This window comes from Paracoccus methylarcula (assembly GCF_003007735.2).
Classification (GTDB): domain Bacteria; phylum Pseudomonadota; class Alphaproteobacteria; order Rhodobacterales; family Rhodobacteraceae; genus Paracoccus; species Paracoccus methylarcula.
The window spans coordinates 237997-262094 of sequence record NZ_PXNQ02000004.1 but is presented as its reverse complement, the minus strand read 5'-3'; the positions used below and the strand labels follow the sequence as shown (position 1 = coordinate 262094).

The following is a 24098-nucleotide window of genomic DNA, read 5'->3' as shown; positions in this document are numbered from 1 at the left end:
CCGGAATTCCGGGCAAGGGGCCGGACTTCGAATCATTGCAATGTTCTTGTTTTGTTCATATCCTGACGATATGCAATACAGCCTGTCCCTTACGTCATTCAACCGGCTTGCAGCGGTTCATCAATGCCTGATCGAGGCATTCGGAACACCGCCGGAACATCTGCGGCTTGATCCGGTCAGCCAGATGGTGCTGGCGATCATCAGCGCTCTGACGCGCGACGAGGCCTCCGGACCTGCATTCTTGCGATTGGCGCAGCATTGCGGCCGGTGGGAGATGCTGGCCCGAATGTCTCCGGATGAGATCGAGCCCGTGCTTCATGGCGTCACCCATCCGGAGGACAAGGCGGACACCCTTCCCCGCGCAATCCGGGAAATCATCGCCCGGCGCGGCAGGCTGACACTTGATTTCCTGGCCGATTGGCCTGTCGGGGCCGCGATTGACTGGCTGGAAAAACTCTATGGTGTCGGACCCAAGACCAGTGCGGCCACGCTCAATCTCAGCACGCTGCAAAGGCGCGCGCTTGTCGTAGACAGGGCCCATTGCCGTGCCGCGCGCTGCCTGGGGCTGGTCCCTGGAAAGGCGGATCTGGGGCAAACCGTGCGGCGGCTCGATCATCTGCTGCCGGACGAATGGGACGCTGCGGACATGACACGGCATTACGCGCTGATGAAGCGGTTGGGAAAGACCTTCTGCGTGCAAGCATCCCCTTGTTCCTGCCCATTTTCTCCTGTCTGCGCATCCTCTGCTCAATCTGTCCCGTGGATGATGAGGGGAAAATGCCTCGAAGATTGGCTCAGGGCACGGGCATGCCGGAAAGACAACGATCCCCCCATAGCTTCCCGCCCCGGGCAAGACATCGCCTCCTGCGGTTTGTCATAGCGTCAAGGCCAGGTTCTGACCATGAGCAGCCCCCAAAACATAGACGCCCTGCGTCAGCGCATCGCCTCTCGGGAGTGCCTGTCGCCAATACGGCGCCCGGTGCTGTCCCTGGGCCCCGACAGGCTGGACGCCGCATTTGCCGATAATGGTCTTTCCACTGGCGCATTGCATGAGATCGTGCCGACGGCGTCCGGCGATCTCGCAGCCGGCATCGGCTTCGGCGCCTGCCTTCTGACACGGATTGCGTGCCTGCGGCCGGGCTTCGTCCTCTGGGCCCTGCCCGCGGATCGCGGGAGGCGTGGGGGGGCAGCTTACCCACTTGGCCTGACCGCGCTTGGCCTTGACCCTGCCCATCTGATCCAGGTCGAGGCATGCAAGGGAACCGACATCCTCTGGACGCTGGAAGAGGGGCTGGGCCATCCGGCGCTCAGCGCGGTGATCGGCGTGCTGCCGGAGCGTGACCGAAGCTATGATTTCACCGCCAGCCGCCGCCTTGCCATGCGTGCGGCCCGTCAGGGCGTAACTGCCCTGATCCTGCGCGGCAAGACGCATCCGGCCATGTCCACGGCCGCCGAAACGCGCTGGTCGGTCGGCGCCATGCCGAATGCCCCGGCGCAACATGCCGGGCCGGTCGGCGCGCCGCGATGGCGGATTGAACTGACCAAATGCAGGAAAGGAACCCCCGGACAATGGGAGGTCGAATGGGATCATGAAACGCTTTCTTTCCGTTTTCCTGCCCCACTGGCCGATCGAGCGCCGGCATGGGCGCATGGCACTTACGGCAGCGGATGGGCAAAGGCTTCGTGAAGACAAACCCCTGGTGCTGATCACGACATCAGAGACCGGCCAGCATATCACCGCCCTGAACACAGCCGCCCGAGGCATGGGATTCCGGCCCGGCATGACGCTTGCCGATGCCCGCGCCATCCATCCGGCGCTTCAGGTCGCGCATGCGGATCCGGCGGGCGATGAGCGGGCACTGATCAGGCTCGCCCTGTGGTGCCAATGCTATAGCCCCTTCACCCGCGCCGATCCCCCTGACGGCATCAGCCTTGATATCACCGGCTGCGCACATCTTTTCGGCGGTGAGGCCGGGATGATGGAGAATATCTCGAAGCGGCTGAGCGGTTTCGGCCTGTCCGCCCGGCTTGCCATCGCCCCCACTATCGGCACGGCATGGGGGCTGGCCCGCCATGCGCCGGATCCTTGCCATATCTCTCACCCCCGCAAACTGCGCGACGATCTCGCGCCGCTGCCCATTGCCGCGCTGCGCCTTTCGCCGGAAATCCGCCGGGCGCTCGAGAAACTCGGCCTGAAGAGGGTCGGCGATCTTGTGGACAAGCCCCGCGCCCCTCTTGCCGCCCGTTTCGGATCACAGCTTATGCGCCGTCTGGACACGGCGATGGGGTATGAAGAGGAAAGCTTCACTCCACTCAGCCCCCCGGTCTCGCATGTCGCGGAATGCCGCTTTGTCGAACCCATCATAACCCGGAAGGGTGTCGAGATCGCTGTCGAAAGACTGACCCGCGACCTCGCAGATATGCTGGAAAAGGCCGGCAAGGGCGCGCGGCGGGTGGAATTGCGGCTTTTCCGCATCGATGGCTGGTTCGAAACTGTGCCGCTTGCCACCAGCACCGCCACGCGCGATCCCCACCATCTCTGCCGCCTGCTTTGCGAACGGCTTGATCGGATCGAGCAGCGGGCGGGCTTCGGTTTCGAGGCGGCGCGGCTGAGCGCCATTCAGATCGAGGACAAGCCCGCGCAGCAAGAGGATATGGATGGCCCCGTGCATGACTCTGGCCGGAATGACATCTCCCCGCTACTCGACCGGCTCGTCAACCGCTTCGGTCCGGATCGCGTCACCCGCGCCCTGCCCTGCCCCAGCCATATCCCCGAGCGCGCCTTTCGCTTCGTTTCGGTCCTGGAGAAAACCGGCACCCCCGACTGGCCCGCGCATGCCCGGACCGTCCAGGATGGCGCGGATTTCGCGCGTCCGCTTCTGCTGCTCGCCCCGCCCGAACCCATTATCGCCATCGCAGAAGCGCCGGACAGCCCCCCGGCGCGTTTCGAATGGCGACGCGAACCGCATCGCGTCACCCGCGCCGAGGGGCCGGAACGCATCGCCCCCGAATGGTGGCGAACCCATGAAGATGCCAGCCGCACCACCCGCGACTATTACCGGGTCGAGGACGAGGCAGGCCACCGTTTCTGGCTTTTTCGCGACGGGCTGTATGAGCGTGCCGGGAATGCGCCGCGCTGGTTCATTCATGGGATCTTCGCATGACCTCGCCTCCTCCCTTTGCCGAACTTGCCGTCACCAGCAATTTCAGCTTCCTGCGTGGCGGTTCGCATCCGGAAGAGCTGGTGGCGACGGCTGCGCGGCTAGGCCATGCCGCCATCGGCATCGCCGATCGCAACTCGCTGGCCGGGGCCGTGAGAGCCCATGTAGAGGCGAAGGCGCGGGGTATCCGCCTTGTCGTCGGGGTGCGGCTGGTGCTGATGGAAGGGTTCGAGACGCTGTGCTTTCCGACCGACCGTGCCGCCTATGGCCGATTGACCAAACTTCTGACCACAGGCAATCGCCGCGCGCCCAAGGGGGAATGCCATCTTTTCCTCGATGATCTTCCCGCGCTTGAAACAGGTCACCGCTTCATCGCCATGCCGCCCTATGATTTCGGCGCAGATTTCGAGGCTCATCTGATCCGGCTGGCCGCGCTTTTCCCCGGTGCCGTCCATCTTGCGCTGACCCCGTATCGCCGTGCAAATGACCGCGCCCGGCAACAGCGGCTGGCGGCATTGGCGGATACCAGCGGCACCCCCCTTATCGCGAGCAATGACGTGCTTTACCACGCCCCCGCCCGCCGTCCATTGCAGGATCTGCTGACCTGTATCCGCGAGCATTGCACCATTGACGAGGCGGGCTTTCGGCTGGAACGCAATGCCGAGCGGCACCTGAAGGAACCGATGGAAATGGCACGGCTGCTGGACGGTCACGAGGCCGCCGTCGCGCGCTCGGTGGAGCTGGCCGAGGCCTGCCGGTTTTCGCTGGATGAGCTGGCACAGGACTATCCGGCGGAATCCGCGGGGCAAAGCGCCACCCCGCAAGAGGAACTGGAACGCCTGACCTGGCTTGGCGCGCGGAAACGCTTTCCCAAGGGACCCAGCGACGAACGGCGCGACCAGATCGCCAATGAATTGCGACTGATCGGGGAACTGAACTATGCCGCCTATTTCCTGACCGTGCATGACATCGTGCATTTCGCCCGCACGCAAGAGCCGCCCATTCTCTGCCAGGGGCGTGGATCGGCGGCCAATTCCATCGTCTGCTACTGCCTTGGCATCACCTCGGTGGATCCGGACGAGATCGACCTGCTGTTCGAACGGTTCATCTCTGCCGAACGTGGCGAGCCCCCGGATATCGATGTCGATTTCGAGCATGAGCGGCGTGAAGAGGTCATGCAGTATATCTATGGCAAATATACCCGCCGCCGCGCCGGGTTGGCCGCGACGGTCATCACCTATCGCAGCCGCAGCGCAATGCGAGAAACAGGCAAGGCCATGGGCCTGTCGCCGGATGTCGTCGCGGCCATGACCGGCCATGTCTGGGGACGGTCCTCTGACACCCCGGAGACAGGGCGGATACGCGAGGCCGGGCTGGATCCAACCGATCCCCGGCTGCGCCAGACGCTGATACTGGCCCGGCAGCTCATCGGCTTTCCACGGCACCTGTCGCAGCATGTCGGCGGCTTCGTGTTGACGGATTCGCCGCTGGACGAGATCGTGCCGATTGCCAATGCGGCCATGAAGGACCGCACCATGGTCGAATGGGACAAGAACGATCTCGACGCCCTCGATATCCTGAAGGTCGATGTCCTGTCCCTTGGCATGCTGACCTGCCTGCGCAAGGCCTTTGACCTGCTGCGGGACCATTACGGCGAGGACCGGACGCTTGCCACCGTGCCGCGTGATGACGACCCGACCTATGAAATGATCCAGCGGGCCGACACGATCGGTGTGTTCCAGATCGAGAGCCGGGCGCAAATGTCGATGCTGCCCCGCCTGCGCCCCAAGAATTTCTACGACCTGGTCATAGAAATCGCCATCGTCCGGCCCGGCCCTATCCAGGGCAATATGGTGCATCCCTATCTTCGCAGGCGTAACAAACTGGAGGCAATCGAATATCCCAAGCCCGAGTTGAAGGCGGTTCTCAGCAAGACCTGCGGTGTGCCGCTGTTCCAGGAACAGGCGATGAAGATGGCCATCGTCGCTGCCGGTTTTCCTCCTGCCAAGGCGGACAGGCTGCGCCGCGCCATGGCCTCTTTCCGGCATACGGGCACCATCGACCGGTTTCGCGAGGATTTCATAAACGGCATGATCGCGAACGGATATGAACTCGACTTCGCCGAGCGCTGCTTCGAGCAGATCAAGGGTTTCAGCGATTACGGCTTTCCCGAAAGCCATTCGGCCAGCTTCGCCCTGCTGGCCTATGCCTCTTCCTGGCTCAAATGCCGTTATCCGGATGTCTTTGCCTGCGCCCTGCTGAATTCGCAGCCCATGGGCTTTTACTCCGCATCCTCCATCATCCGCGATTTCCGTGACCATGGTGGCGAGGTGAGGCCCGCCGATATCAATCACGGTGAATGGGATCACAGCCTGGAGCCGGCGGAAAAGCCGGGCAATATCCGTTTCGCCCTTCGCCTTGGCCTGCGGCAGATCGAGGGAATGCGCGCGGATACCGCCAAGGCAATCGCGCAGGCGCGCGGCACGGGATTCACGAGCCTGCGCGATCTCTATTTCCGGGCCGGGATCGACATGTTCTCGCTGCGCCGTCTGGCCGAAGCCGATGCCTTCCGCTCTGTCGGGCTTGACCGGCGTGCCGCGCTTTGGGAGGTGCGGGGGCTGAGCGGACATCAGGGCGTGCGGGCGGCAGCCGAGGACCTGCCGCTCTTTGCTGCCGCGCAAGCGCCCGGCGGTGTCTCATTCCAGGCCGAGCAGAGCGTCGCCCTGCCCCGGCTTTCCCCGGGCGAGCATGTGATCGAGGATTACAGCACGCTCAAGCTGTCGCTCAAGGCGCATCCGGTATCCTTCCTGCGTCAGCGTCTGGTCAGGCAGCGCGTCCATCCAACCGGGGCATTGGCCGACATCCCGAACGGGCAGCCGGTGCGCATCGCGGGCCTTGTCCTTGTCCGGCAGCGGCCGGGCACGGCGAAAGGAACCATCTTCATGACGCTGGAGGATGAAACCGGCATCGCCAATGTCGTCATATGGGAAAATGTTTTCAAGAAATTCCGACGCATCGTTTTCGGCGCCCGGATGACCGGGGTGGAAGGAGTTCTGCAAAAAGAGCAGGAGGTCATCCACGTGATCGCCCACAGGCTTATCGACCTGACCCCCGAACTCATGGAGGCCATGGCCGATCCCGGAACGGGGTCACAGCCGATGCCTGCGCAAAATCTCTGGCGGCATCCCCGCAATATGCGGGTCTTGCCGAAGGGACGGAATTTCCATTGAATGGCCGCTGTTTCCCGAACCGATGACGCATGCCGGCCCCTTGCGGGATATGCGCAAGAGGGGCCGGGACCACATGCCCCATTCAGTTCGGGGCAAGCTGGCTGCCGGGGATCGCCGCGTTCCGCAGGATCAGGCCCAGGTAATCGGCGGTCGAACGAAAGCCGATCATGCGGAACCCGTTCTCGATCCGCCAGAAGGCGGCCGCCGTCTGTGCCGCGCGGGTACGGCGCAGGCCGTCGGGCGGCAGGGCGGCGGCATCGGCGGGGCAGAGCTTGGCGATCACGTCCCCGGCATGCGGACCGGTGATGTCGAAGACCGCCCGGGCATCCGAGACATCCGCGATCAGCGCATGTTCGCCGGTCAGCGCCTGTTCGAGCGCAGAGATAGCCTCGGAAATCTCGGGTCCGGGCAACACCAGCAACAACTCGTCCGGGGACATCCAGCCAAGGCTCCGGCTGCCATCGGTGGTGATCCGCGTCATCTCGGGAACAGCGAGGCCGGCGGCTTCGGCGATGGCATTGCCCGCGCGCGTCAGATCGGCGCGGATCATGACCATGCCCAGCCCTTCGACCGGGGTGACGGTAGCGATTGCGTCAGCCATTCAGACGGCTCCCTTCCTTGTCAAAGAAGACCGGATCGCAGATCCGCGCCTTCATCACTTCGCCCGAGGGCAGCGGAAATTCCAGCACCTGTCCCATCCGGTCCGGCCCATGCCGGACCAGCGCCATCGCGATCGGCCTGTTCAGGGTCGGCGAATGATAGCTGGAGGTCACGCGCCCCTGCGTCTTGAGCTGGCCATTGGAATTGCGGCCCTCGTCCACCGCATAAGCTCCGTCGGGCAGTACCCGGCCATCGAGGCTTTCCAGCCCGACAAGCTGCCAGCGCGAGCGGTCGGTCATATGGCTGCGGCTTTGTGCCCGCTTGCCGATATAATCGGTCTTCTTCTTCGAGATCGCCCAGTTCAGCCCCAGATCCTGCGGGATGATCGTGCCGTCGGTTTCATCGCCGATCATGATGAAGCCCTTTTCGGCGCGCATGACATGCATCGCCTCGGTGCCATAGGGGGTGATGTCGAGATCACTGCCCACTTCGTGCAGCTTTTCCCACAATTCCAGCCCACGGGAGGCGGGCACCGCGATCTCGTAGCTGAGCTCGCCCGAAAAGCTGATGCGATAGACACGGGCGAGAATACCGGCGATTTCGCCCTCTTTCCAGGTCATGAAGGAGAAGGCATCGGCGGAAAGGTCGATGCTGCCGGGCAGGCGTTCAAGCAGGTCGCGAGCCTTGGGGCCAGCAACGGCAATCTGGGCATATTGCTCGGTCAGGTTGGCGGTATAGGCCTGCCAGTCCCACCATTCGCATTGCAGCCAGTCTTCCATGTGACCATGGATGCGATCCGCCCCGCCGGTGGTGGTGTGGCACAGCCATGTGTCCTCGGACAGCCGCGCGACCACGCCGTCATCCATCAGGAAACCGTTCTCGCTGCACATCAGCCCATAGCGGCATTTGCCGATGGCGAGATTCGACATCATGTTGGTATAGAGCATGTCCATCAGCCGCCCGGCATCCGGCCCCTTGACGACGATCTTGCCAAGGGTCGAGGCGTCCAGCGTTCCCACGCCTCCACGCACTGCCTTGATCTCACGATTGACGGCGTCATGGCGATCCTCGCCCGCGCGGGGATAGCAATAGGGGCGGCGCCAATGGCCCACGGGTTCCCATGACGCGCCGTGCTTCTCGTGCCAGCCATGCATCGGGGTCTTCCGCAGCGGCTGGAACGCCTCGCCCCGCGCATCGGCGGCGATGGTGGCAAGCGTCAGCGGCGTATAGGGCGGGCGGAAAGTGGTGGTCCCGGTCGCCGGGATCGGTTGGTCCAATGCCTTGGACAGCACGGCGAGCCCGTTGATATTGCTGACCTTGCCCTGATCCGTAGCCATTCCGAGCGTGGTATAGCGCTTGGTATGCTCGACACTGGCATAGCCCTCGCGCGCGGCCAGTTCCACATCGCTCACTTTCACGTCGTTCTGGAAATCCAGCCACATCTTGGCGCGCAGCTTGTAGGGAGCATGTTGCGGCATCACCCAGACAGGCATTGTCGCGCCCTCGGGACGTTCCAGATCGCCAGCGCAGCGCAAATCGCCATTCGCGGCGCCAACGGCCAGCACATTGCCGCGCCCATCCGCCCCAAGGGGCGGGCGGGCGGGATCGGGACGGAACATGGCCTGCCCCTCGTCCCAGAGCAGCTTGCCGCCGCAATGGCTCCACAGATGGACGACCGGGGACCAGCCGCCGGACATGGCGACGACATCGCAATCCAGCCCGCCGCTGATCGTGCCATCGCCGGACTGGTCGCAAAGCGCCACGCCCTCGACATGACGGCTGCCCTTGACCTTGGCGATACCGGTGCCCAGAAGGATCGGGATATTGCGGGCCCGCGCCGCCTGCGGCAGATCGCCCGAGGCATCGGCGCGGGCATCGATGATCGCCACCACGTCGAGACCGGCATCCGAGGCGGTGAGCGCCGTGCGATAGGCATCGTCATTATTGGTGACGACGACGATCCGCTGGCCCGGCGCCACGCCGTAATCGCTGATGAAGTCCCGTACCGCCGAGGCCAGCATCACGCCCGGCACATCGTTGCAGGCAAAGCTGAGCGGCCTTTCCAGCGCACCGGTCGCGGTGACGATCTGTCCCGCCCGGATACGCCACAGCCGCTGGCGCGGGATTCCCCGGTCGGGATCGTGATCTGCCAGCGCCTCGCGCGCCAGAAGATAGCCGTGATCGTAAAGTCCCGTCGCCATGCAGTTGCGGCGCAGCGTGACATTGTCGCGCCCGCGCAGATCGGCCAGAAGCGCGTCGATGGTGGCCTCTCCGTCGCGGTGATCGACCGGGCTGCGACCGCCCCAGACCGGGTTCTGCTCCAGCACGATCACGCGCTGACCCTGCTCCGCCGCCTCGCGTGCGGCGGTCAGCCCCGCGATGCCGCCGCCGACCACGACCACATCGGCAAAGCCATAGGCCTGTTCATACATGTCGGGGTCGCGATCCTTCGGCGCGCGGCCAAGCCCGGCGCTGCGGCGGATGATCGGCTCGAACACATGTTTCCAGAACGGGCGCGGCTGCATGAAGGTCTTGTAATAGAACCCCGCCGGGAACATCGGCGACAGCCAGTTGTTGACCGCACCGATATCGGCATCCAGAGAGGGCCAGCAATTCTGGCTGCTCAATACCATGCCGGGAATCAGCGCGGTGGTGGTGGCGCGCTGGTTGGGCTCGAACCGACCGCCCTGGCCAAGGCCGAACAGGGCGTTGGGCTCTTCCGCGCCCGAGGCGAGCGGGCCGCGCGGGCGGTGATACTTGAAGGACCGGCCCAGCAGCATCTGGCCATTGGCCAGCATGGCCGAGGCCAGCGTATCGCCCCGCACCCCGCGCAGGTGACGCCCGTCAAAGCGGAAAGGAACCTGGAAGGCACGGTCGATGAGGCGGCCGCCATGGGCCAGACGGAAAGGAGGCGTGTAGGTCATCTTGCGTCAAGTCCAGTCGGGTTGCCAGTCGGGGCGGGATGCGCGGATCGCAGCGACGATCTCGGCGGGCGGATGCGGGGTCTGGGCGCTGTAGGTGCCAAAGACCTGCAATGTGGCGGTATCGCGGGCGGCAAGAAACCATTTGCCGCAACCATAGGCATGGCGCCAGCGTTCGAAATGCACGCCCTTGGGGTTCCTGCGGGCAAACAGGTAGCTCTCGAACTCGGCGTCATCGCCCTCGGGGCCGACGCGTTTCAGATGCGCCTCGCCACCCGGATGAAGCTCGGTTTCCTCGGCTTGAACGCCACAATAGGGACAGGTCAGTATCAGCATTCAGCGATCCTTGGGTGGAAATGTGGAAACATGGGCCAGCGCCATGCGGGCGAGACCCCGGCGGATCGTATCATCGGCAAGCGATGGGCCGGACAACCAGACGAAGCCGGGCTTGTCGCGCCCGGATTGCGACATGCGCTCGGTGCCGGGAAAGAGCAGCGCCTCGGGCTCGGCTTCCTTGCCGACACGGAACATCGCCCGCCCCTCACGCGCCGCGCAGAGCATATGACCGTTCAGCATATGGCAGAGCCCGCCGAACATCGGGCGGCTCTCGATGCCATCAGGATGGTCAAGATCGTCGAGAAGCTGGGATTCGAGGCCGGGATCGCGCGTCATGGCCCGCACCCCGCGCAAGCGGAAACCGGGAGCGGATGGCCCCCGGTCCCTCCGGGCAAGAGGCATCGGGAAAGCCTTGCCAGGCCTTGCCCGAAACCTGCCTCCTCCCGCGAATCTTCAGGTGAAGCAGAAAGGGATTTCCCCCCGTGCTCTACATCAGTTGGCCGGCTCTTCCGTAGCAGCGGGATCGGCCGGGGCCTCGGTCGCTGCGGGATCGGCCGGAGCCTCGGCTGCTGCGGGGTCTGCCGGAGCCTCGGCTGCTGCGGGATCCTCGACAGCACCTTCGGCAGCCGGATCACCGCCCTCACCGCCGCCCATGAAGAAGAACAGCAATGCCACGACGACCACGACGGCACCGATGATGTAATAGAGCCCGTTCTTATTGCCTTCAGCCATGATTGTCCCTTTCCTTGACATGGTTGACAACGAGTCAATTCATGTTTCGGCGCGAAGGTTCCTGCAAGATTTTCCATGCGCGGAACTCTGCCTAATGCGCCACGCCGGCGGCGACGGATTCGTCGATGAACCGCCCCTCGCGAAAGCGGTTCAGACCGAATTCCGCCGCCAGCGGTCCCGGGGTGCCGTTGGCGATCAGCTCGGCCATCGCCCAGCCCGAGCCGGGAATCGACTTGAACCCGCCTGTGCCCCAACCGCAATTGACGAAAATACCGCCCACCGGGGTCGCTGACAGGATCGGCGAGCGGTCTCCGGTCATGTCCACGATACCGCCCCATTGCCGCAGCATCTTGAGACGCGAGATCATCGGGAAGGTCTCGACCAATGCCCGCACCGTTTCCTCGGCATGGTGCCAGGAACCGCGTTGGGTGAAATTGTTGAACCCGTCGGTGCCGCCGCCGATCACCATCTCGCCCTTGTCGGATTGCGACAGGTAGCCATGCACGGTATTGGCCATCACCACGACATCCATGCAGGGCTTGATCGGTTCCGACACCAGCGCCTGCAGCGCCACGCTTTCGATTGGCAGACGGAAGCCCGCCATCTCGGCCAGTTGGCTGGAATGCCCGGCCACCACCATCGCCAGCTTCTCGCAACCGATCCGGCCCTTGGAGGTATTGACCGCGCGCACCTGCCCGCCCTCGGTCTCGACCCCCTGAACTTCGCAATTCTGGATGATATGCATGCCCATATCCGAGCAGGCACGCGCATAGCCCCAGGCAACCGCATCATGCCGGGCGGTGCCGCCGCGTGCCTGGTAAAGCCCGCCAAGGACCGGATAGCGCGGCCCCTCCAGGTTGATGATCGGCACCAGCTCCTTGACGCGGGCAGGCTCGATCCATTCGGTCGCCACACCCTGCAGGTGATTGGCGTAAGAGGTGCGCTTGTAGCCACGGACCTCGTGCTCGGTCTGCGCCAGCATGATTACGCCGCGCGGGCTGAACATGATATTGTAGTTCAGCTCCTGCGACAGCGTTTCATAAAGCTGCAATGCCTTGTTGTATATGGCCGCCGACGGATCCTGCAGATAGTTCGAGCGGATGATCGTGGTGTTGCGCCCGGTATTGCCACCGCCCAGCCAGCCCTTCTCGATCACAGCGACATCGGTGATGCCGAAATTCTTGCCGAGGTAATAAGCCGTCGCCAGCCCGTGCCCGCCCGCGCCGACGATCACCACCTTGTAGCGGTCACGCGGTTGCGGATTGGCCCAGGCACGCTGCCAGCCCTGATGCTGACGCAGCGCCTCCCGCGCGATGGCAAAGACGGAATAACGACCGGAACGCGATGCTGTAGCCATGGGAACCCCACCCTGAATCAGCGCCCACCATGGAGAGGGTGGACCAGTCTGACAACACATCTTGCGGCAGATCGCGGCGAAATGCGACACCGTGCCGGGAATGGCCATCATGCTAAGGTCTTCATCGCGGGCTTGTCATCGCGGTTTCGCTTTTCCATCGCCGGGAAACCGGTTAGTCCGGACCGGGAAAATCGAGGAGATCCGATGTTCTGGCTGTTAAGTGCGCTTCTGACGCTGGTGGTCGCGGCTGCGATCACCGTGCCGCTCAGGCGCGCGCGCGATGCCGAGGCACCATCGGCGGCCAGCTATGACCTGCGCGTCTATCGCGATCAGCTGCGCGAGGTCGAACGCGACCTGGAACGCGGCGTGATCGGCGAGGACGAGGCCGGACGCCTGCGCAACGAGATCGGCCGCAAGGTGCTGGAGACCGACCGCAGGCTGGCCGAGGCCACCCCCTCCCGGCATGGCGGCGGGATGGCCGGGGCGGCCGTCGCGCTGGCGGTGCTACTGGTGGGGGCAGTCGGGCTCTATCTTTACCAGGCGCCCCGGATGCCCCGGATTTGCCGCTGTCCAAGCGGATCGCGATGGCCGAACGCGCCTATGACAACCGTCCCCGCCAGGCCGAGGCCGAGGCGGCGGCCCCCGAGCCCGACAAACCCGATGTCGATCAGGAATATGTCGCCCTCGTCGAACAGTTGCGCGAGGCGGTCGCAAGGACCCCCGACGATCCGCAAGGGCTGACCTTGCTGGCCACCAACGAGATGCGCCTTGGCAACATGATCGCGGCGCGCGAAGCGCAACAGCGGCTGGTCGAGCTGCGCGGCGATCGGGCCAGTGCCCAGGAATTGCTGCGCCTGTCCGCCCTGATGATCGAGGCGGCCGGCGGAACCATCACGCCCGAGGCCGAACACGCGCTGGCGCGGGCCTTGCGAAAAGACCGGAGCCTGCCACAGGGCCGCTATCTCCTGGGGCTGCTGCAATTGCAGAATGGCCGCCCCGACCGCGCCTTTCCGATCTGGCGACGACTTCTCGAAGAGAGCCCGCACGACGCCCCGTGGAGCGCGCCGATCCGGGCCGGTATCCGCGATCTCGCCTGGCTGGCCGGCCAGCCGGATTATGTCCCGCCCGCGCCGGAAACCACCGGAATGCCTGGCCTGCCCGGCCCGGATGCCGATGCGATGGCCGCGGCCGAGGATATGACCGCCGAGGAACGGCGGGACATGATCGAGAACATGGTCGCCGGGCTGGAATCGCGGCTGGCGACACAGGGCGGCTCGCCCGAGGAATGGGCGCGGCTGATCGGATCGCTGGCGGTTCTGGAACAGACCGACCGTGCCCGCGTGATCTGGAACGAGGCGCTAGAGCGGTTCGGCGCCACGCCCGAGGCGATCGCGCCGATCAGGGCAGCGGCGGAAAAGGCGGGATTGACCGAATGATTCATGAAGATATCGCCGATCTGGCGGCCAGCTTGCCCCGAATGGGCGCCTTGGCCGGGCTTGATCTGGGGACCAAGACCATCGGGGTCGCGGTCAGCGACGGGATGCGGCAGGTCGCGTCCCCGCTCAAGGTGATTCGGCGGCGGAAATTCACGTTGGATGCTGCCGATCTCATGGCGATCCTGGACGAGAGGCGGATCGTGGGACTGATCCTCGGCCTGCCGCGCAACATGGACGGGACCGAGGGACCACGGGCGCAATCGACCCGCGCCTTTGCCCGGAACCTGTCGGGCCTGACCGATTTGCCCATCGGCTTCTGGGATGAGCGGCTTTCCACCGTCGCCGCCGAACGCGCACTGCTCGAGGCCGATACGTCGCGCAAGCGCCGTTCCGAGGTCATCGACCAGGTCGCGGCCGGCTATATCCTGCAAGGCGCTCTGGACCGGTTGCGCCACCTGGGATGAAAAAGGGTTGTATCCCCTGCCGTTATCCTTAGCTTCCCGCCTGAAACGGCAGAACGGGGGCAGTAATGAAACGCGTGAAACTTGGCGGCAGCGATGTCGAGGTCAGCGAGATCTGCCTAGGCACCATGACCTTCGGAAGCCAGACGAGCGAAGCGGATGCGCATGCCCAGCTGGACCGCGCATTGGAGATCGGCCTGACATTCATGGATTGCGCCGAGATGTATCCGGTCAACCCGGTACGGCGCGAAACCGTCGGTGGCTCGGAAGAAATCCTCGGCCGCTGGCTGTCGAAACCCGGCAATCGCGACCGGGTGGAAGTGGCCACCAAGGTCACCGGCCCCAGCCAGATGGTCCGCGACGGGCAAGGCTATGACGGCGCAATTATCCGGAAGACCATCGACGCCTCGCTGCGGCGGTTGCAGACCGACCGGATCGATCTTTATCAATTGCATTGGCCGGTTCGCGGCTCCTGGTCGTTCCGGCAGAACTGGACCTATGATTCATCCGGCCGTTCGAAACAGCAGGTGCTGGACCACATGGCCGATGTGCTGGAAGCCATGGCCGAAGCCGTCAAATCCGGCAAGCTGCGCGCTTTCGGCCTGTCGAACGAGACCGCGTGGGGACTGACCCGCTGGTGCGATGTGGCGGACCGGACGGGTGGGCCACGCGTCGCCGCGATCCAGAACGAATATTCGCTGCTCTATCGGCTCTATGACACCGATCTTGCCGAGACCGCGAATGCCGAGGGGGTGACGCTGCTCGCCTATTCACCTCTCGCAGCGGGGCTCCTGTCCGGCAAGTATCAGGACGGCGCGATGCCCGAAGGCAGCCGTGCCGCAGTGGACAAGACGCATGGTGGGCTCGGCAATCTGGGTGGCCGCAAGACCGCGCGGGCACAGGAGGCGGTGGCGGCCTATCACAGCCTCGCCGCCGAACATGGCTGGGATCCGGTCCATCTGTCTGTCGCATGGCAATTGACGCGGCCCTTCAGGAACGTCCCGATTATCGGCGCGACCACCGGGGCGCAGCTCGATCACCTGATCGAAGGTTTCGGCAAGACCCCGTCCGAAGAGCTTTGCAAGGCCATCGACCGGCTGCACAGGGAGCATGGCCTGCCTTATTGATGCGGGCTGAAAGGGCGGTCCAGTTTCCAGCGTTGGCCGGGGGCTGTCTGCCCCATCCGGCTGGCGCCGGATTCCCCCGAGGATATTTGCCTGAAGAAGAAGGGGTTGCGGTCTTACAACCGCGTCACCACCCGCCCGGCATAAAGCCGTTCGACATCATGTGCATGGCACAGATCGGTCGCGGGCGTCATGACCGCCGCCGAGGCCGCCGCCGCGCCAAGCGCCAGCGCCTCTTCGACCGGCTGCCCGCGAGAGATCGCCAGCACGAAGCCCGCGACAAAGCTGTCGCCCGCGCCGACGGCGCTGACCACCGGCACTTTCGCAGCCTCGGCATGCCATGCGCCATCCTCTCCGGCGATGACCGAGCCATCCGCCCCGCGTGCCACGATCACCGATTTCGCCGCCCCGTCCCGCACCAGCCCGGCGGCGAAAGCCGCGCTGTCGCTGCGCAGCGGCAGGGGGCGACCGGCAAGGCCTTCGGCCTCATGGCTGTCCATGCGCAGCACGTCCACCGGCGTTGACGACCCGGCCAGCGCCCGCAGCGCGTCGCCCGAGGTATCGACCAGCAGCCTGGCTCGCCCGTCCTTGAGCCCGACGGTCAGCATCTGCTCGAATCCCGGCGCGACCCCCGGCGGGTTCGAGCCGGAAACGACCACCCAGCCCCCGGCACGCGCTGCCTCGGCTATCGCCGCCATCATGTCCGAGACATGCGCCTTGTGCCATTCCGGGCCAGGCATGACGAAACGGTACTGGCTGCCCGAGGCCCGGTCGGTCACCGCCAGCGATTGCCGCGTCTCGCCTGGTGCGGTCAGCCGGATGATGGACAGCCCATCGGCCTTCAGCATCTCGGCGATGCGGGTTCCGGTTGCCCCGCCAAGCGCCACCATCGCCGTAGATTGCCCGCCCATGATCTTGATCGCCCGGCTGACATTGATCCCGCCACCGCCCGGATCGACCACCGGCTTGTCGCAGCGCAGTTTCTGATCGGGGCGCACCTCATCGGCGGCGGTGGACAGGTCCAGCGCCGGGTTCAGCGTAACCGTCAGGATCGGCAACTGGTTCATTCCCACCACCTGTCGATGCGGGCGATATCCTCGTCGGACCAGCCGAAATGATGCGCCAGCTCATGCGTCACCACATGCGCGATCAATTCGCCAAGGGTCACATTCCCCCGCGCCGCCCATTCATCCAGGATCGGACGGCGGAACAACCAGACGATATCCGGCCCCCCGGGTTGATCGGAAACCGATTTCTCGGTCAGCGGGATACCTTCGTAAAGCCCCGTCAGTTCGAATCCATCATCGATCTGCAACTCGTCCAGCATCTCTTCGGAGGCGAATTCCGCCACCCGGATCGCCACATCCTGCGCATGACCGGCAAACCGCGCCGGCAAGCCCGCCACCGCCTCCCGCGCCAATGCCTCGATCGCCGCCGCGTCGGGGGCGCGCATCCCGTCCCAGTCACTCATCTGCCGCTCCTGCTTGCCAACCCCGATATGGACAAAAAAGCCCGGCTGTGAAAGAGCAACGGGCAACAGGAGATGTTCCATGACCACCACCCGCTTCGCCCCCTCGCCCACCGGGCATATCCATGTCGGCAACCTGCGCACCGCGCTGTTCAACTACCTGATCGCCCGCAAGGCGGGCGGCACATTCATACTGCGCCTTGATGACACCGATCAGGAACGTTCGAAACAGGAATATGTCGATGGCATCCAGCGCGACCTGGAATGGCTGGGGCTGCAATGGGACCGGGTCGAACGCCAGTCGCTGCGGCTGGACCGCTACGCCGAGGTGGCGGATAACCTGCGCGCTTCCGGCCATCTTTACGAGGTGTTCGAAACCCCGACCGAGCTGGACCTGAAGCGCAAGAAGCAACTGAACATGGGCAAACCGCCGGTATATGACCGCACCGGGCTGAACCTGACGGATGCCGAGAAGGAGAAGCTGCGGGCCGAGGGGCGCGACGGGTATTGGCGCTTCAAGCTGGATCACGAGCGGATCGAATGGGTCGATGGCATCCTTGGCGATATCTCGATCGACGCGGCCTCGGTCAGCGACCCGGTCCTGATCCGCGCCGATGGGCAGGTTCTTTATACCTTTGCCAGCAGCGTGGACGACACCGATATGGGCGTGACGAATATCGTCCGCGGCTCGGACCACGTGACCAATACGGCCACCCAGATCCAGATCATCAAGGCAATCGGCGGCACGCCTCCTGCCTTCGCCCATCACAGCCTGCTGACCGGCGCAAAGGGCGAGGAACTCTCCAAGCGGATCGGCGCGCTCTCGCTGAAGGATCTGCGCGAGGCCGGGGTCGCGCCCGAGGCGCTGATCTCGCTGATGGCACGGATCGGTTCGGGCCAGCCGGTCGGGCTGGCCAGCCTGGACGAGCTGGCCGAGCAATTCGACCTGTCGCATTTCGGCGCCTCGCCCACCAAGTTCGACGCAGAGGATCTCTGGCCGCTGACGCGCGAGCACAACCAGTCGCGGCCATTCGAGACGGTCAGGGACCGTATCGCCGCGCTTGGCGTGCCGACGGATCAGGCCGAGCGTTTCTGGCGCGTCGCCTCGCAGAACATCACCACGCTGGAGGATCTGGCGGGCTGGTGGCGGATCTGCAGCGAAGGTGCCGAGCCGCTGGTCGATGCCGAGGATACGGATTTCATCACCGAAGCCATGAAGCTGCTGCCCCCGCCGCCCTATTCGGATTCAAGCTGGAGCGAATGGACGGCGCAGGTGAAGGAGGCCACCGGCCGTAAGGGCAAGGGGCTGTTCATGCCGCTGCGCAAGGCCGTGACGGGTCAGGCACATGGGCCGGACATGTCGGAACTGATGCCGCTTCTGCAGGTGATCAGGGCGCGGGGATAAGTCCGCGCCTGTCTCGCCCGGCGGCCTGATTTTCGTTCCGACCGAACGGGCCCTATCTGACGCGCACCGCGCCGCTTCCCCCCAAAGCAGCCCCCGCGACCGCCCCGATTGGCCCGGCAACAACGGCGCCGGTCGCGGCACCGGTGGTTGCCCGGGTGGCGGTGTTCGGACCGCAGGCGGCGGCCGTCAGCGTCAGGCCGCACAGCAATATGACGGTCAGTTTCTGCATGGGATTTCCTTTCCCTGGAAAGCTTTCACGTTGTCAAACAGCCATGTGCAGTCATTTGTTCCGCCTAGCCGGAGAGATTGTGGGCAAGTCTTCGGAGAATGACAGGCCAGGCACAAGGGAATCGGATCGCTGAATGAAAAGAACGGGGCATAAGCCCCGTCCGCCGTCTCGGGACACCTCCCGGCATGCGCAGTTACGCAGCGCGGGTTGCCATCAAGGAACCCCGCGCATCTCAGCCGGAAGCGGCAATCAGGTGACGGGTATATTCCTGCTCTCCCGCGCCCTTGCGCAGTGCCTCCACGGACATCACCTCGACGATCCGGCCATGTTGCATCACCGCCAGCCGGTCGCAGATATGCCCGACCACGGCCAGATCATGGCTGACCATGACATAGGTGAGCCCATGCTCGGCCCGCAGATCGGTGAGCAGGTTCAGGATTTCCGCCTGCACGCTGACATCCAGCGCGCTGGTCGGCTCGTCCAGCAGCAGCAGCCGGGGTTCGGCGGCAAGCGCCCGGGCGATGGCGACACGCTGCCGCTGCCCACCCGAAAGCTGATGCGGATAACGAAAGCGGAAACCGCGACCCAGCCCGACATCCTCGAGCAGCTTGGCGATCCGGCGGTCGATATCATCCATCCCCTGCAGGCTCAGCGCCTCGGACAGCACGGCATCGACCGAATGGCGCGGATGCAGGCTGGCATAGGGGTCCTGGAACACCATTTGCACGGTCTTGTAGAAGGCACGATCCCGGCGCCGGGCGTGCACCGGGTGGCCATCGACCTCGATCCGGCCGGACCAGCTATCGATGAGGCCAGCGACGGCGCGCAGGATGGTCGATTTCCCCGAACCGGACTCGCCGACGAGGCCGAAACTCTCGCCCTTGGCAACTGAAAACGCCGCGTTTCTCACCGCATCCACACGGTCCGGCGGATAGCCGAACCAAACGTCGAGATCGTCGATGGTCAGCATGGGAGGCACCGCCGGAGCGGGGGTTTCACACCCCCGCGCCCCCGTGGGATATTTGGATGAAGAAGAAGCATATATTACGCGCTTTCCGATGTTGTGGTCCCGACCCCCCCATCCCGCCAGCTGTCCTCGCGTTGCAGGACAGGGAGGCGCTTGACCGGCGCGTCGAGGCGGGGGAGGCTGCCGAGCAGCCCACGTGTATAGGGGTGGCGGGCGTTATGCAGCTCGCTGGCGGCCAATGTCTCGACGATGCGGCCAGCATACATGATCAGCACCCGGTCGCAGAATTTCGAGACGAGATTCAGGTCGTGGCTGATGAAGATCAGCCCCATGCCGCGGTCGCGCACCAGACCGTCCATGATGTTCAGCACCTCGCCCCTGACCGATACGTCAAGGGCCGAGGTGGGCTCGTCCGCGATCAGGATCTGCGGGTCGGGAGCCAGCATCATGGCGATCATGATCCGCTGACCCATACCGCCCGAGACTTCGTGCGGATAGGCCCCCATGACCCGTTCGGGATCGCGTATCTGGACCGCGTTCAGCATCTCCAGCGCCTTTTTGCGGGCAGCATCCCTGCCCCCTCCTGCGTGAAGGCGGTAAGCCTCCATGATCTGGTTACCGACGGTCATCACCGGGTTGAGGCTGAATTTCGGATCCTGCATGACCATGCTGATCCGGCTGCCGCGCAGCTTGCGCATCCGGCGCTCGGGCAGGTTCAGGATCGATTCTCCGTCCAGTTCGAGCCGGTCGGCGGTGACGCGACCCGGCGGGCGGATGAGGCCAAGGATCGCCCGGCCCGTCATGGACTTGCCCGAGCCGGATTCGCCCACCACGCCCAGCCTTTCGCGGCCAAGATCGAAGCTGACGCCCCGGACGGCGTGGAACTCTCCTTGACGGCTCGGGAAGGTGACGCGGAGGTTCCGGACCTGCAAAAGAGACTGGGTCATTCCTTGTCTCCCTTCGGGTCCAGCACGTCGCGCAGCCCGTCTCCGAGCAGGTTGAAGGCAAGGCTGACGATGAAGATCGCAAGGCCCGGCATCGCGGCCACCCACCAGTGATCGAGGATATAGACCCGCCCATCCGAGATCATCGCCCCCCATTCCGGCATCGGTGGTTGCGCGCCAAGGCCAAGGAAGCCAAGGCCAGCCGCCGACAGGATGATCCCGGCCATGTCCAATGCCACCCGCACGATCAGCGAAGAGATGCAGAGCGGCCAGATATGCCGGATCAGCAGCCGAAGCGGTCCCGCCCCCTGCAAGCGGGCGGCGGCGATATAGTCGGCGTGGCGGATGGTCAGGGTCTCGGCCCTCGCCAATCGTGCATAGGGAGGCCATGCGGTCAGCGCCAATGCAAGGACGGCGTTGCCGATGCTGGGGCCGAGTGCCGCGACGAAAGCCAATGCGAGGATCAGCTTGGGGAAGGCCAGGAAGATGTCGGTGATCCGCATCAGGACCTGATCGACCCAGCCTCCGGCAAAGCCGGCGACGGTGCCGATAAACAGCCCGATGATCGGCGCGATCAGGGCCACGGTGCCGACGATGAAAAGGGTAATTCGAGAGCCGTGGATCAGGCGCGACAGGATATCGCGGCCAAGCGCGTCGGTGCCCAGCCAGTGCTCTGCCGAGGGCGGTTGCAGACGGCCCGCGAGATTCTGGGCAAAGGGGCTTTGCGGCGACAGCCATGGCGCAAAGATCGCCATGAAGACCAGCAGGATCAGGATGACCAGCCCGAACATCGCCAGCTTGTTGGCGCGAAATGTGAGCCAGCCCTGATAGATCGCCCCCAAGCGCGCCTGACGGCGGGTCTGCGGCGCGTCGGACAACAGCCATTCGCGGCGGGATTGCGGGCGGGTGATTGATGTCTCGCTCATTTCGACCTCGGATCCAGCACGCGATACAGCAGGTCGCTGAGCAGGTTCAGCCCGATGAAACAGGTTCCGACGACGACCGTGCCGCCCAGAACCGCGTTCATGTCCCCGGCCAGAAGCGTCTTGGTGATATATTGCCCAAGGCCCGGCCAGCTGAAGATGATCTCGGTCAGTACCGAACCCTCGAGCAGCGAGCCGAAGCTGAGGGCGATCACCGTCACCAGCGGGATCGAAATATTGCGGAAGGCATGCCGCCAGATCACGGCGCGCTCGCTCAGCCCCTTGACGCGGGCGGTGGTGATATACTCGGCCGAAAGCTGTTCGAGCATGAAGCTGCGGGTCATGCGGCTGATATAGGCGAGGCTGAAATAGCCCAGCAGGCTGGCGGGCAGGATGATATGGCTGAACGCGTCCCGAAAGGCCGCCCAGTCCCCCGCGATCAGCGAATCGACAAGGATCATGCCGGTAACGTGCGGCACCATGCCGTCATAGATGATACCCTGCCGCCCCGGTCCTCCGACCCAGCCAAGGATCCCGTAGAACAGCAGGAGCCCCATCAGCCCCAGCCAGAAGATCGGCATCGAGTAACCGACCAAAGCCACCACGCGGGCGATCTGGTCGATGATACCGCCACGCCTTGCTGCGGCGATCACGCCCAGGGGCACCCCGATGCTGACCCCGATCAGCGTGCCGAGGGTCGCAAGCTCCAGCGTAGCGGGGAAGACATGCTTGATATCCTCGATCACCGGCTGCCCGGTCGAGATCGAGCGCCCGAAATCGCCGGTGACGACCTCGGTGAGATAGCGGAAGAACTGCACCACGAGCGGCTGGTCGAGGCCCATCGCCTGGTAGGCGGCATCATATTGCGCCTGCGTGGCCCGGTCGCCGACCACCTTCAGCACCGGGTCGATCGGCATGACCCGCCCGATGATGAAGGTGACCAGCAGCAGGCCCAGCAGCGTCAGTGCCAGCGACAGGAGCGTTCCGGCGATCCTGCGCAAGCGGCGGTTGCGCCCGGCCCGCCGGTCGGAAGCAGAGACGGGCGGGGTCGGCCCCTGCCCGCCTGTATTCGTATCGGTCATGCTCAAGGTTTATTCGCCCTTGGTGACGCTTCGATACATCGCGTTGGTCACGGTGCCGCCTGTCGTCCAGTTCTCGACATTCTCCTGAAGACCGGTATTCGCGACGCGGATGAACAACGGAATGATCGGCGCCTCTTCCTGATATTGACGCTGGATATCCTTGTACATTTCGGCCCGTTTCTCGCTGTCCTGTTCAAGCGTTGCGGCTTCGGTCGCCTCTCCCATCTCCGTGGGAACCGCGTAGGAATTCCGCCATGCCAGCAGTCCGGTCGCCTTGGCCTCGTCGCTATTGTCGGGGTTATAGGCGAAAGTCGCGGCATTGGTGTTCGGATCGGAATAATCCGGCCCCCATTCGCCAAGGAAGATCGGCACCTCCCGGGCGCGGTACGCGTCCAGCACCTGCGCCCCGGTCATCTGCTCGATCTCCAGCGTCAACCCTGCCTCGGCCATCGATGCCTGCAAGGCCTGCGCCACATCGATATATTCGCGCAGATCGCGGATCTTGGTGGTGACGGTTCCGCCTTCGATACCCGCATCAGCAAGTATCTGCTTTGCCTTCTCGACGTCATAGGTCCATGGATTTTCGTCAAGCGCACCGAGATATCCCTTCGGCAGGAAGGACTGGTGCGGCACGAAAATTCCCTTGAGGAAGCTGTTCGAGATGCCCTCGTAATCGACGAGGTATTTCATCGCCTCGATCACGGCGGGATTGGAGAGCAGCTCATTCTTCTGGCTCAGCCCCATGTAGAGGATGCGCCCCTTGGGTTCCTCGTCGATCTTTAGCCCCTCGACCTCCCGCACCGCGTCCACATCGGTCGGGGTCAGATCGCGAGCCACGTCGATATCGCCCTGCTCGAGCAGCAGCCGCTGCGCGCTCGATTCGGCGACATTGCGGACGATGACCCGTTTCATCTCGGGTGCGCCTTGCCAGTAATCCTCGTAAGCGGCAAGCTGGACGGCCTCGTTCGCACGCCAGTTGCCAAGCGTATATGCACCCGATCCCGCATCATTGGTGCCGAGCCACGCATTCCCCATATCCTCGCCTTCGGCATTCGCCATGACGGTTTCCTTGTCGACGATGCTCGCGACACCGGCGGTCAAGCAGTTCAGAACGAAGGACTGGGCATAGGGCTTGTCGAGGTTCAGGGTCAGCTTGTTGCCCTCGAAGGTGATCTTTTCCTCCACATTCTCGGGCGTGAAACCGAATTGCGTCAGGATGAAGGCCGGGGTCTTGTTCAGCTTGACGACGCGCTGGAACGACCACGCGGCATCCTCGGCGCGGACCGGGTTGCCGGAATGGAAGGTCGCGCCTTCGCGGATAGTGAAGGTGATGGACATCCCATCCTCCGACACCTCCCAGCTTTCGGCGAGCGATGGCTGGAAGCCGGCTTCGAGATCCGTCGGATCGAAATCGACCAGCCGGTCATACAGGTTGATCGTTACGTCGATGCCCGAGAATTCGAAGGCCTGGGCGGGATCAAGCGTGATGATATCGTCGATCGTGGCAGCTACAACCAGCGTATCGGCGGGTGTTTCGGCATATGCCGCAGGTGCGATGGCCAGCAGTGATGCCAGCAGGATCGCACGCGAAGTCAGCAGATGTTTCATGTAAGTCTCCCTGTCGGAATTCGTCCCGTCAACGCGGGATTCATGTCCTGCAAGGTGGCGCAAGCTCGATGCATAGGCAAGCCCTGTGGATACCGTTTCGCGCCATGATCCCCG

Annotated in this window: 22 protein-coding genes; 8 read left to right on the top strand and 14 right to left on the bottom strand. The window is 64.3% G+C overall.

The window, feature by feature from the left end; genetic code table 11:
* Nucleotides 1–70: 70 nt before the first annotated feature.
* Genes A7A09_RS08715 through A7A09_RS08700 form a run of 4 tightly spaced genes read left to right on the top strand, consistent with a single transcriptional unit; the run spans nucleotide 71 to nucleotide 6391 of the window.
* On the top strand, nucleotides 71–880 hold the full coding sequence (locus A7A09_RS08715) for an endonuclease III domain-containing protein (protein ID WP_148043632.1): 810 nt from the start codon (nucleotides 71–73) through the stop codon (nucleotides 878–880).
* A gap of 21 nt (nucleotides 881–901) precedes the next feature.
* On the top strand, nucleotides 902–1687 hold the full coding sequence (locus tag A7A09_RS08710; protein ID WP_106691014.1) for an ImuA family protein: 786 nt from the start codon (nucleotides 902–904) through the stop codon (nucleotides 1685–1687).
* Nucleotides 1650–3164 (top strand): Y-family DNA polymerase, encoded by a 1515-nt coding sequence (locus tag A7A09_RS08705; RefSeq protein WP_106691013.1) that lies wholly within the window; start codon nucleotides 1650–1652, stop codon nucleotides 3162–3164. The genes A7A09_RS08710 and A7A09_RS08705 overlap by 38 nt, the downstream gene beginning before the upstream one ends.
* A complete protein-coding gene (locus A7A09_RS08700) occupies nucleotides 3161–6391 on the top strand; it encodes an error-prone DNA polymerase (protein ID WP_106691012.1) in 3231 nt (1076 codons plus the stop codon). The genes A7A09_RS08705 and A7A09_RS08700 overlap by 4 nt, the downstream gene beginning before the upstream one ends.
* An 82-nt stretch (nucleotides 6392–6473) precedes the next feature.
* Here the strand turns inward: A7A09_RS08700 and A7A09_RS08695 are convergent, their stop codons facing one another.
* The 6 genes from A7A09_RS08695 to A7A09_RS08670 form a co-directional block, all read right to left on the bottom strand.
* The gene (locus A7A09_RS08695; RefSeq protein ID WP_106691011.1) at nucleotides 6474–6992 is read right to left on the bottom strand and encodes a sarcosine oxidase subunit gamma; all 519 of its coding nucleotides are present in this window, start codon (nucleotides 6990–6992) and stop codon (nucleotides 6474–6476) included.
* Nucleotides 6985–9915: a sarcosine oxidase subunit alpha family protein gene (locus tag A7A09_RS08690; RefSeq protein WP_106691010.1), complete on the bottom strand. Its 2931-nt coding sequence runs from the start codon at nucleotides 9913–9915 to the stop codon at nucleotides 6985–6987. The genes A7A09_RS08695 and A7A09_RS08690 overlap by 8 nt, the downstream gene beginning before the upstream one ends.
* A gap of 6 nt (nucleotides 9916–9921) precedes the next feature.
* Entirely contained in the window at nucleotides 9922–10248 is a 327-nt protein-coding gene (locus A7A09_RS08685; RefSeq protein WP_106691009.1) for a sarcosine oxidase subunit delta, read from the bottom strand.
* On the bottom strand, nucleotides 10249–10584 hold the full coding sequence (locus A7A09_RS08680) for a TfoX/Sxy family protein (protein WP_170167053.1): 336 nt from the start codon (nucleotides 10582–10584) through the stop codon (nucleotides 10249–10251). It lies immediately after the preceding gene.
* A 156-nt stretch (nucleotides 10585–10740) separates the two neighbouring features.
* Nucleotides 10741–10980 carry a hypothetical protein gene (locus tag A7A09_RS08675; RefSeq protein WP_106691007.1) on the bottom strand — a complete coding sequence of 80 codons (240 nt, stop codon included), beginning with the start codon at nucleotides 10978–10980 and terminating at the stop codon, nucleotides 10741–10743.
* Between the two features lie 91 nt (nucleotides 10981–11071).
* Nucleotides 11072–12337 (bottom strand): sarcosine oxidase subunit beta family protein, encoded by a 1266-nt coding sequence (locus A7A09_RS08670; protein WP_106691006.1) that lies wholly within the window; start codon nucleotides 12335–12337, stop codon nucleotides 11072–11074.
* A 204-nt stretch (nucleotides 12338–12541) separates the two neighbouring features.
* Here A7A09_RS08670 and ccmI point away from each other — a divergent pair, with 204 nt between their 5' ends.
* The 3 genes from ccmI to A7A09_RS08655 all read left to right on the top strand — a co-directional run bounded on the left by ccmI (nucleotide 12542) and on the right by A7A09_RS08655 (nucleotide 15361).
* Nucleotides 12542–13078 carry a c-type cytochrome biogenesis protein CcmI gene (ccmI, locus tag A7A09_RS21395; RefSeq protein ID WP_245999234.1) on the top strand — a complete coding sequence of 179 codons (537 nt, stop codon included), beginning with the start codon at nucleotides 12542–12544 and terminating at the stop codon, nucleotides 13076–13078.
* A gap of 691 nt (nucleotides 13079–13769) precedes the next feature.
* Nucleotides 13770–14237: a Holliday junction resolvase RuvX gene (gene ruvX / locus A7A09_RS08660; RefSeq protein WP_106691005.1), complete on the top strand. Its 468-nt coding sequence runs from the start codon at nucleotides 13770–13772 to the stop codon at nucleotides 14235–14237.
* A gap of 65 nt (nucleotides 14238–14302) precedes the next feature.
* Complete coding sequence (locus A7A09_RS08655) at nucleotides 14303–15361, top strand: aldo/keto reductase (RefSeq protein WP_106691004.1); 1059 nt, start codon at nucleotides 14303–14305, stop codon at nucleotides 15359–15361.
* 113 nt (nucleotides 15362–15474) lie between these two features.
* Here A7A09_RS08655 and A7A09_RS08650 read toward each other — a convergent pair whose 3' ends face one another.
* Nucleotides 15475–16425 carry a 1-phosphofructokinase family hexose kinase gene (locus A7A09_RS08650; protein WP_106691003.1) on the bottom strand — a complete coding sequence of 317 codons (951 nt, stop codon included), beginning with the start codon at nucleotides 16423–16425 and terminating at the stop codon, nucleotides 15475–15477.
* Nucleotides 16422–16829 carry a metallopeptidase family protein gene (locus A7A09_RS08645; RefSeq protein WP_106691081.1) on the bottom strand — a complete coding sequence of 136 codons (408 nt, stop codon included), beginning with the start codon at nucleotides 16827–16829 and terminating at the stop codon, nucleotides 16422–16424. The genes A7A09_RS08650 and A7A09_RS08645 overlap by 4 nt, the downstream gene beginning before the upstream one ends.
* Before the next feature lie 79 nt (nucleotides 16830–16908).
* Here A7A09_RS08645 and gltX point away from each other — a divergent pair, with 79 nt between their 5' ends.
* Nucleotides 16909–18231 carry a glutamate--tRNA ligase gene (gene gltX / locus A7A09_RS08640; RefSeq protein ID WP_106691002.1) on the top strand — a complete coding sequence of 441 codons (1323 nt, stop codon included), beginning with the start codon at nucleotides 16909–16911 and terminating at the stop codon, nucleotides 18229–18231.
* 52 nt (nucleotides 18232–18283) lie between these two features.
* Here gltX and A7A09_RS20775 read toward each other — a convergent pair whose 3' ends face one another.
* The 6 genes from A7A09_RS20775 to A7A09_RS08615 form a co-directional block, all read right to left on the bottom strand.
* Entirely contained in the window at nucleotides 18284–18460 is a 177-nt protein-coding gene (locus A7A09_RS20775) for a hypothetical protein (protein WP_170167052.1), read from the bottom strand.
* Nucleotides 18461–18692: 232 nt separating this feature from the next.
* Nucleotides 18693–19430: an ABC transporter ATP-binding protein gene (locus A7A09_RS08635; RefSeq protein ID WP_106691001.1), complete on the bottom strand. Its 738-nt coding sequence runs from the start codon at nucleotides 19428–19430 to the stop codon at nucleotides 18693–18695.
* 74 nt (nucleotides 19431–19504) lie between these two features.
* A complete protein-coding gene (locus A7A09_RS08630) occupies nucleotides 19505–20374 on the bottom strand; it encodes an ABC transporter ATP-binding protein (RefSeq protein ID WP_106691000.1) in 870 nt (289 codons plus the stop codon).
* The gene (gene nikC, locus A7A09_RS08625; protein WP_106690999.1) at nucleotides 20371–21297 is read right to left on the bottom strand and encodes a nickel transporter permease; all 927 of its coding nucleotides are present in this window, start codon (nucleotides 21295–21297) and stop codon (nucleotides 20371–20373) included. The genes A7A09_RS08630 and nikC overlap by 4 nt, the downstream gene beginning before the upstream one ends.
* The gene (locus A7A09_RS08620) at nucleotides 21294–22376 is read right to left on the bottom strand and encodes an ABC transporter permease (protein ID WP_106690998.1); all 1083 of its coding nucleotides are present in this window, start codon (nucleotides 22374–22376) and stop codon (nucleotides 21294–21296) included. The genes nikC and A7A09_RS08620 overlap by 4 nt, the downstream gene beginning before the upstream one ends.
* Before the next feature lie 9 nt (nucleotides 22377–22385).
* Complete coding sequence (locus tag A7A09_RS08615) at nucleotides 22386–23984, bottom strand: ABC transporter substrate-binding protein (RefSeq protein WP_106690997.1); 1599 nt, start codon at nucleotides 23982–23984, stop codon at nucleotides 22386–22388.
* Between the last annotated feature and the right edge of the window lie 114 nt (nucleotides 23985–24098).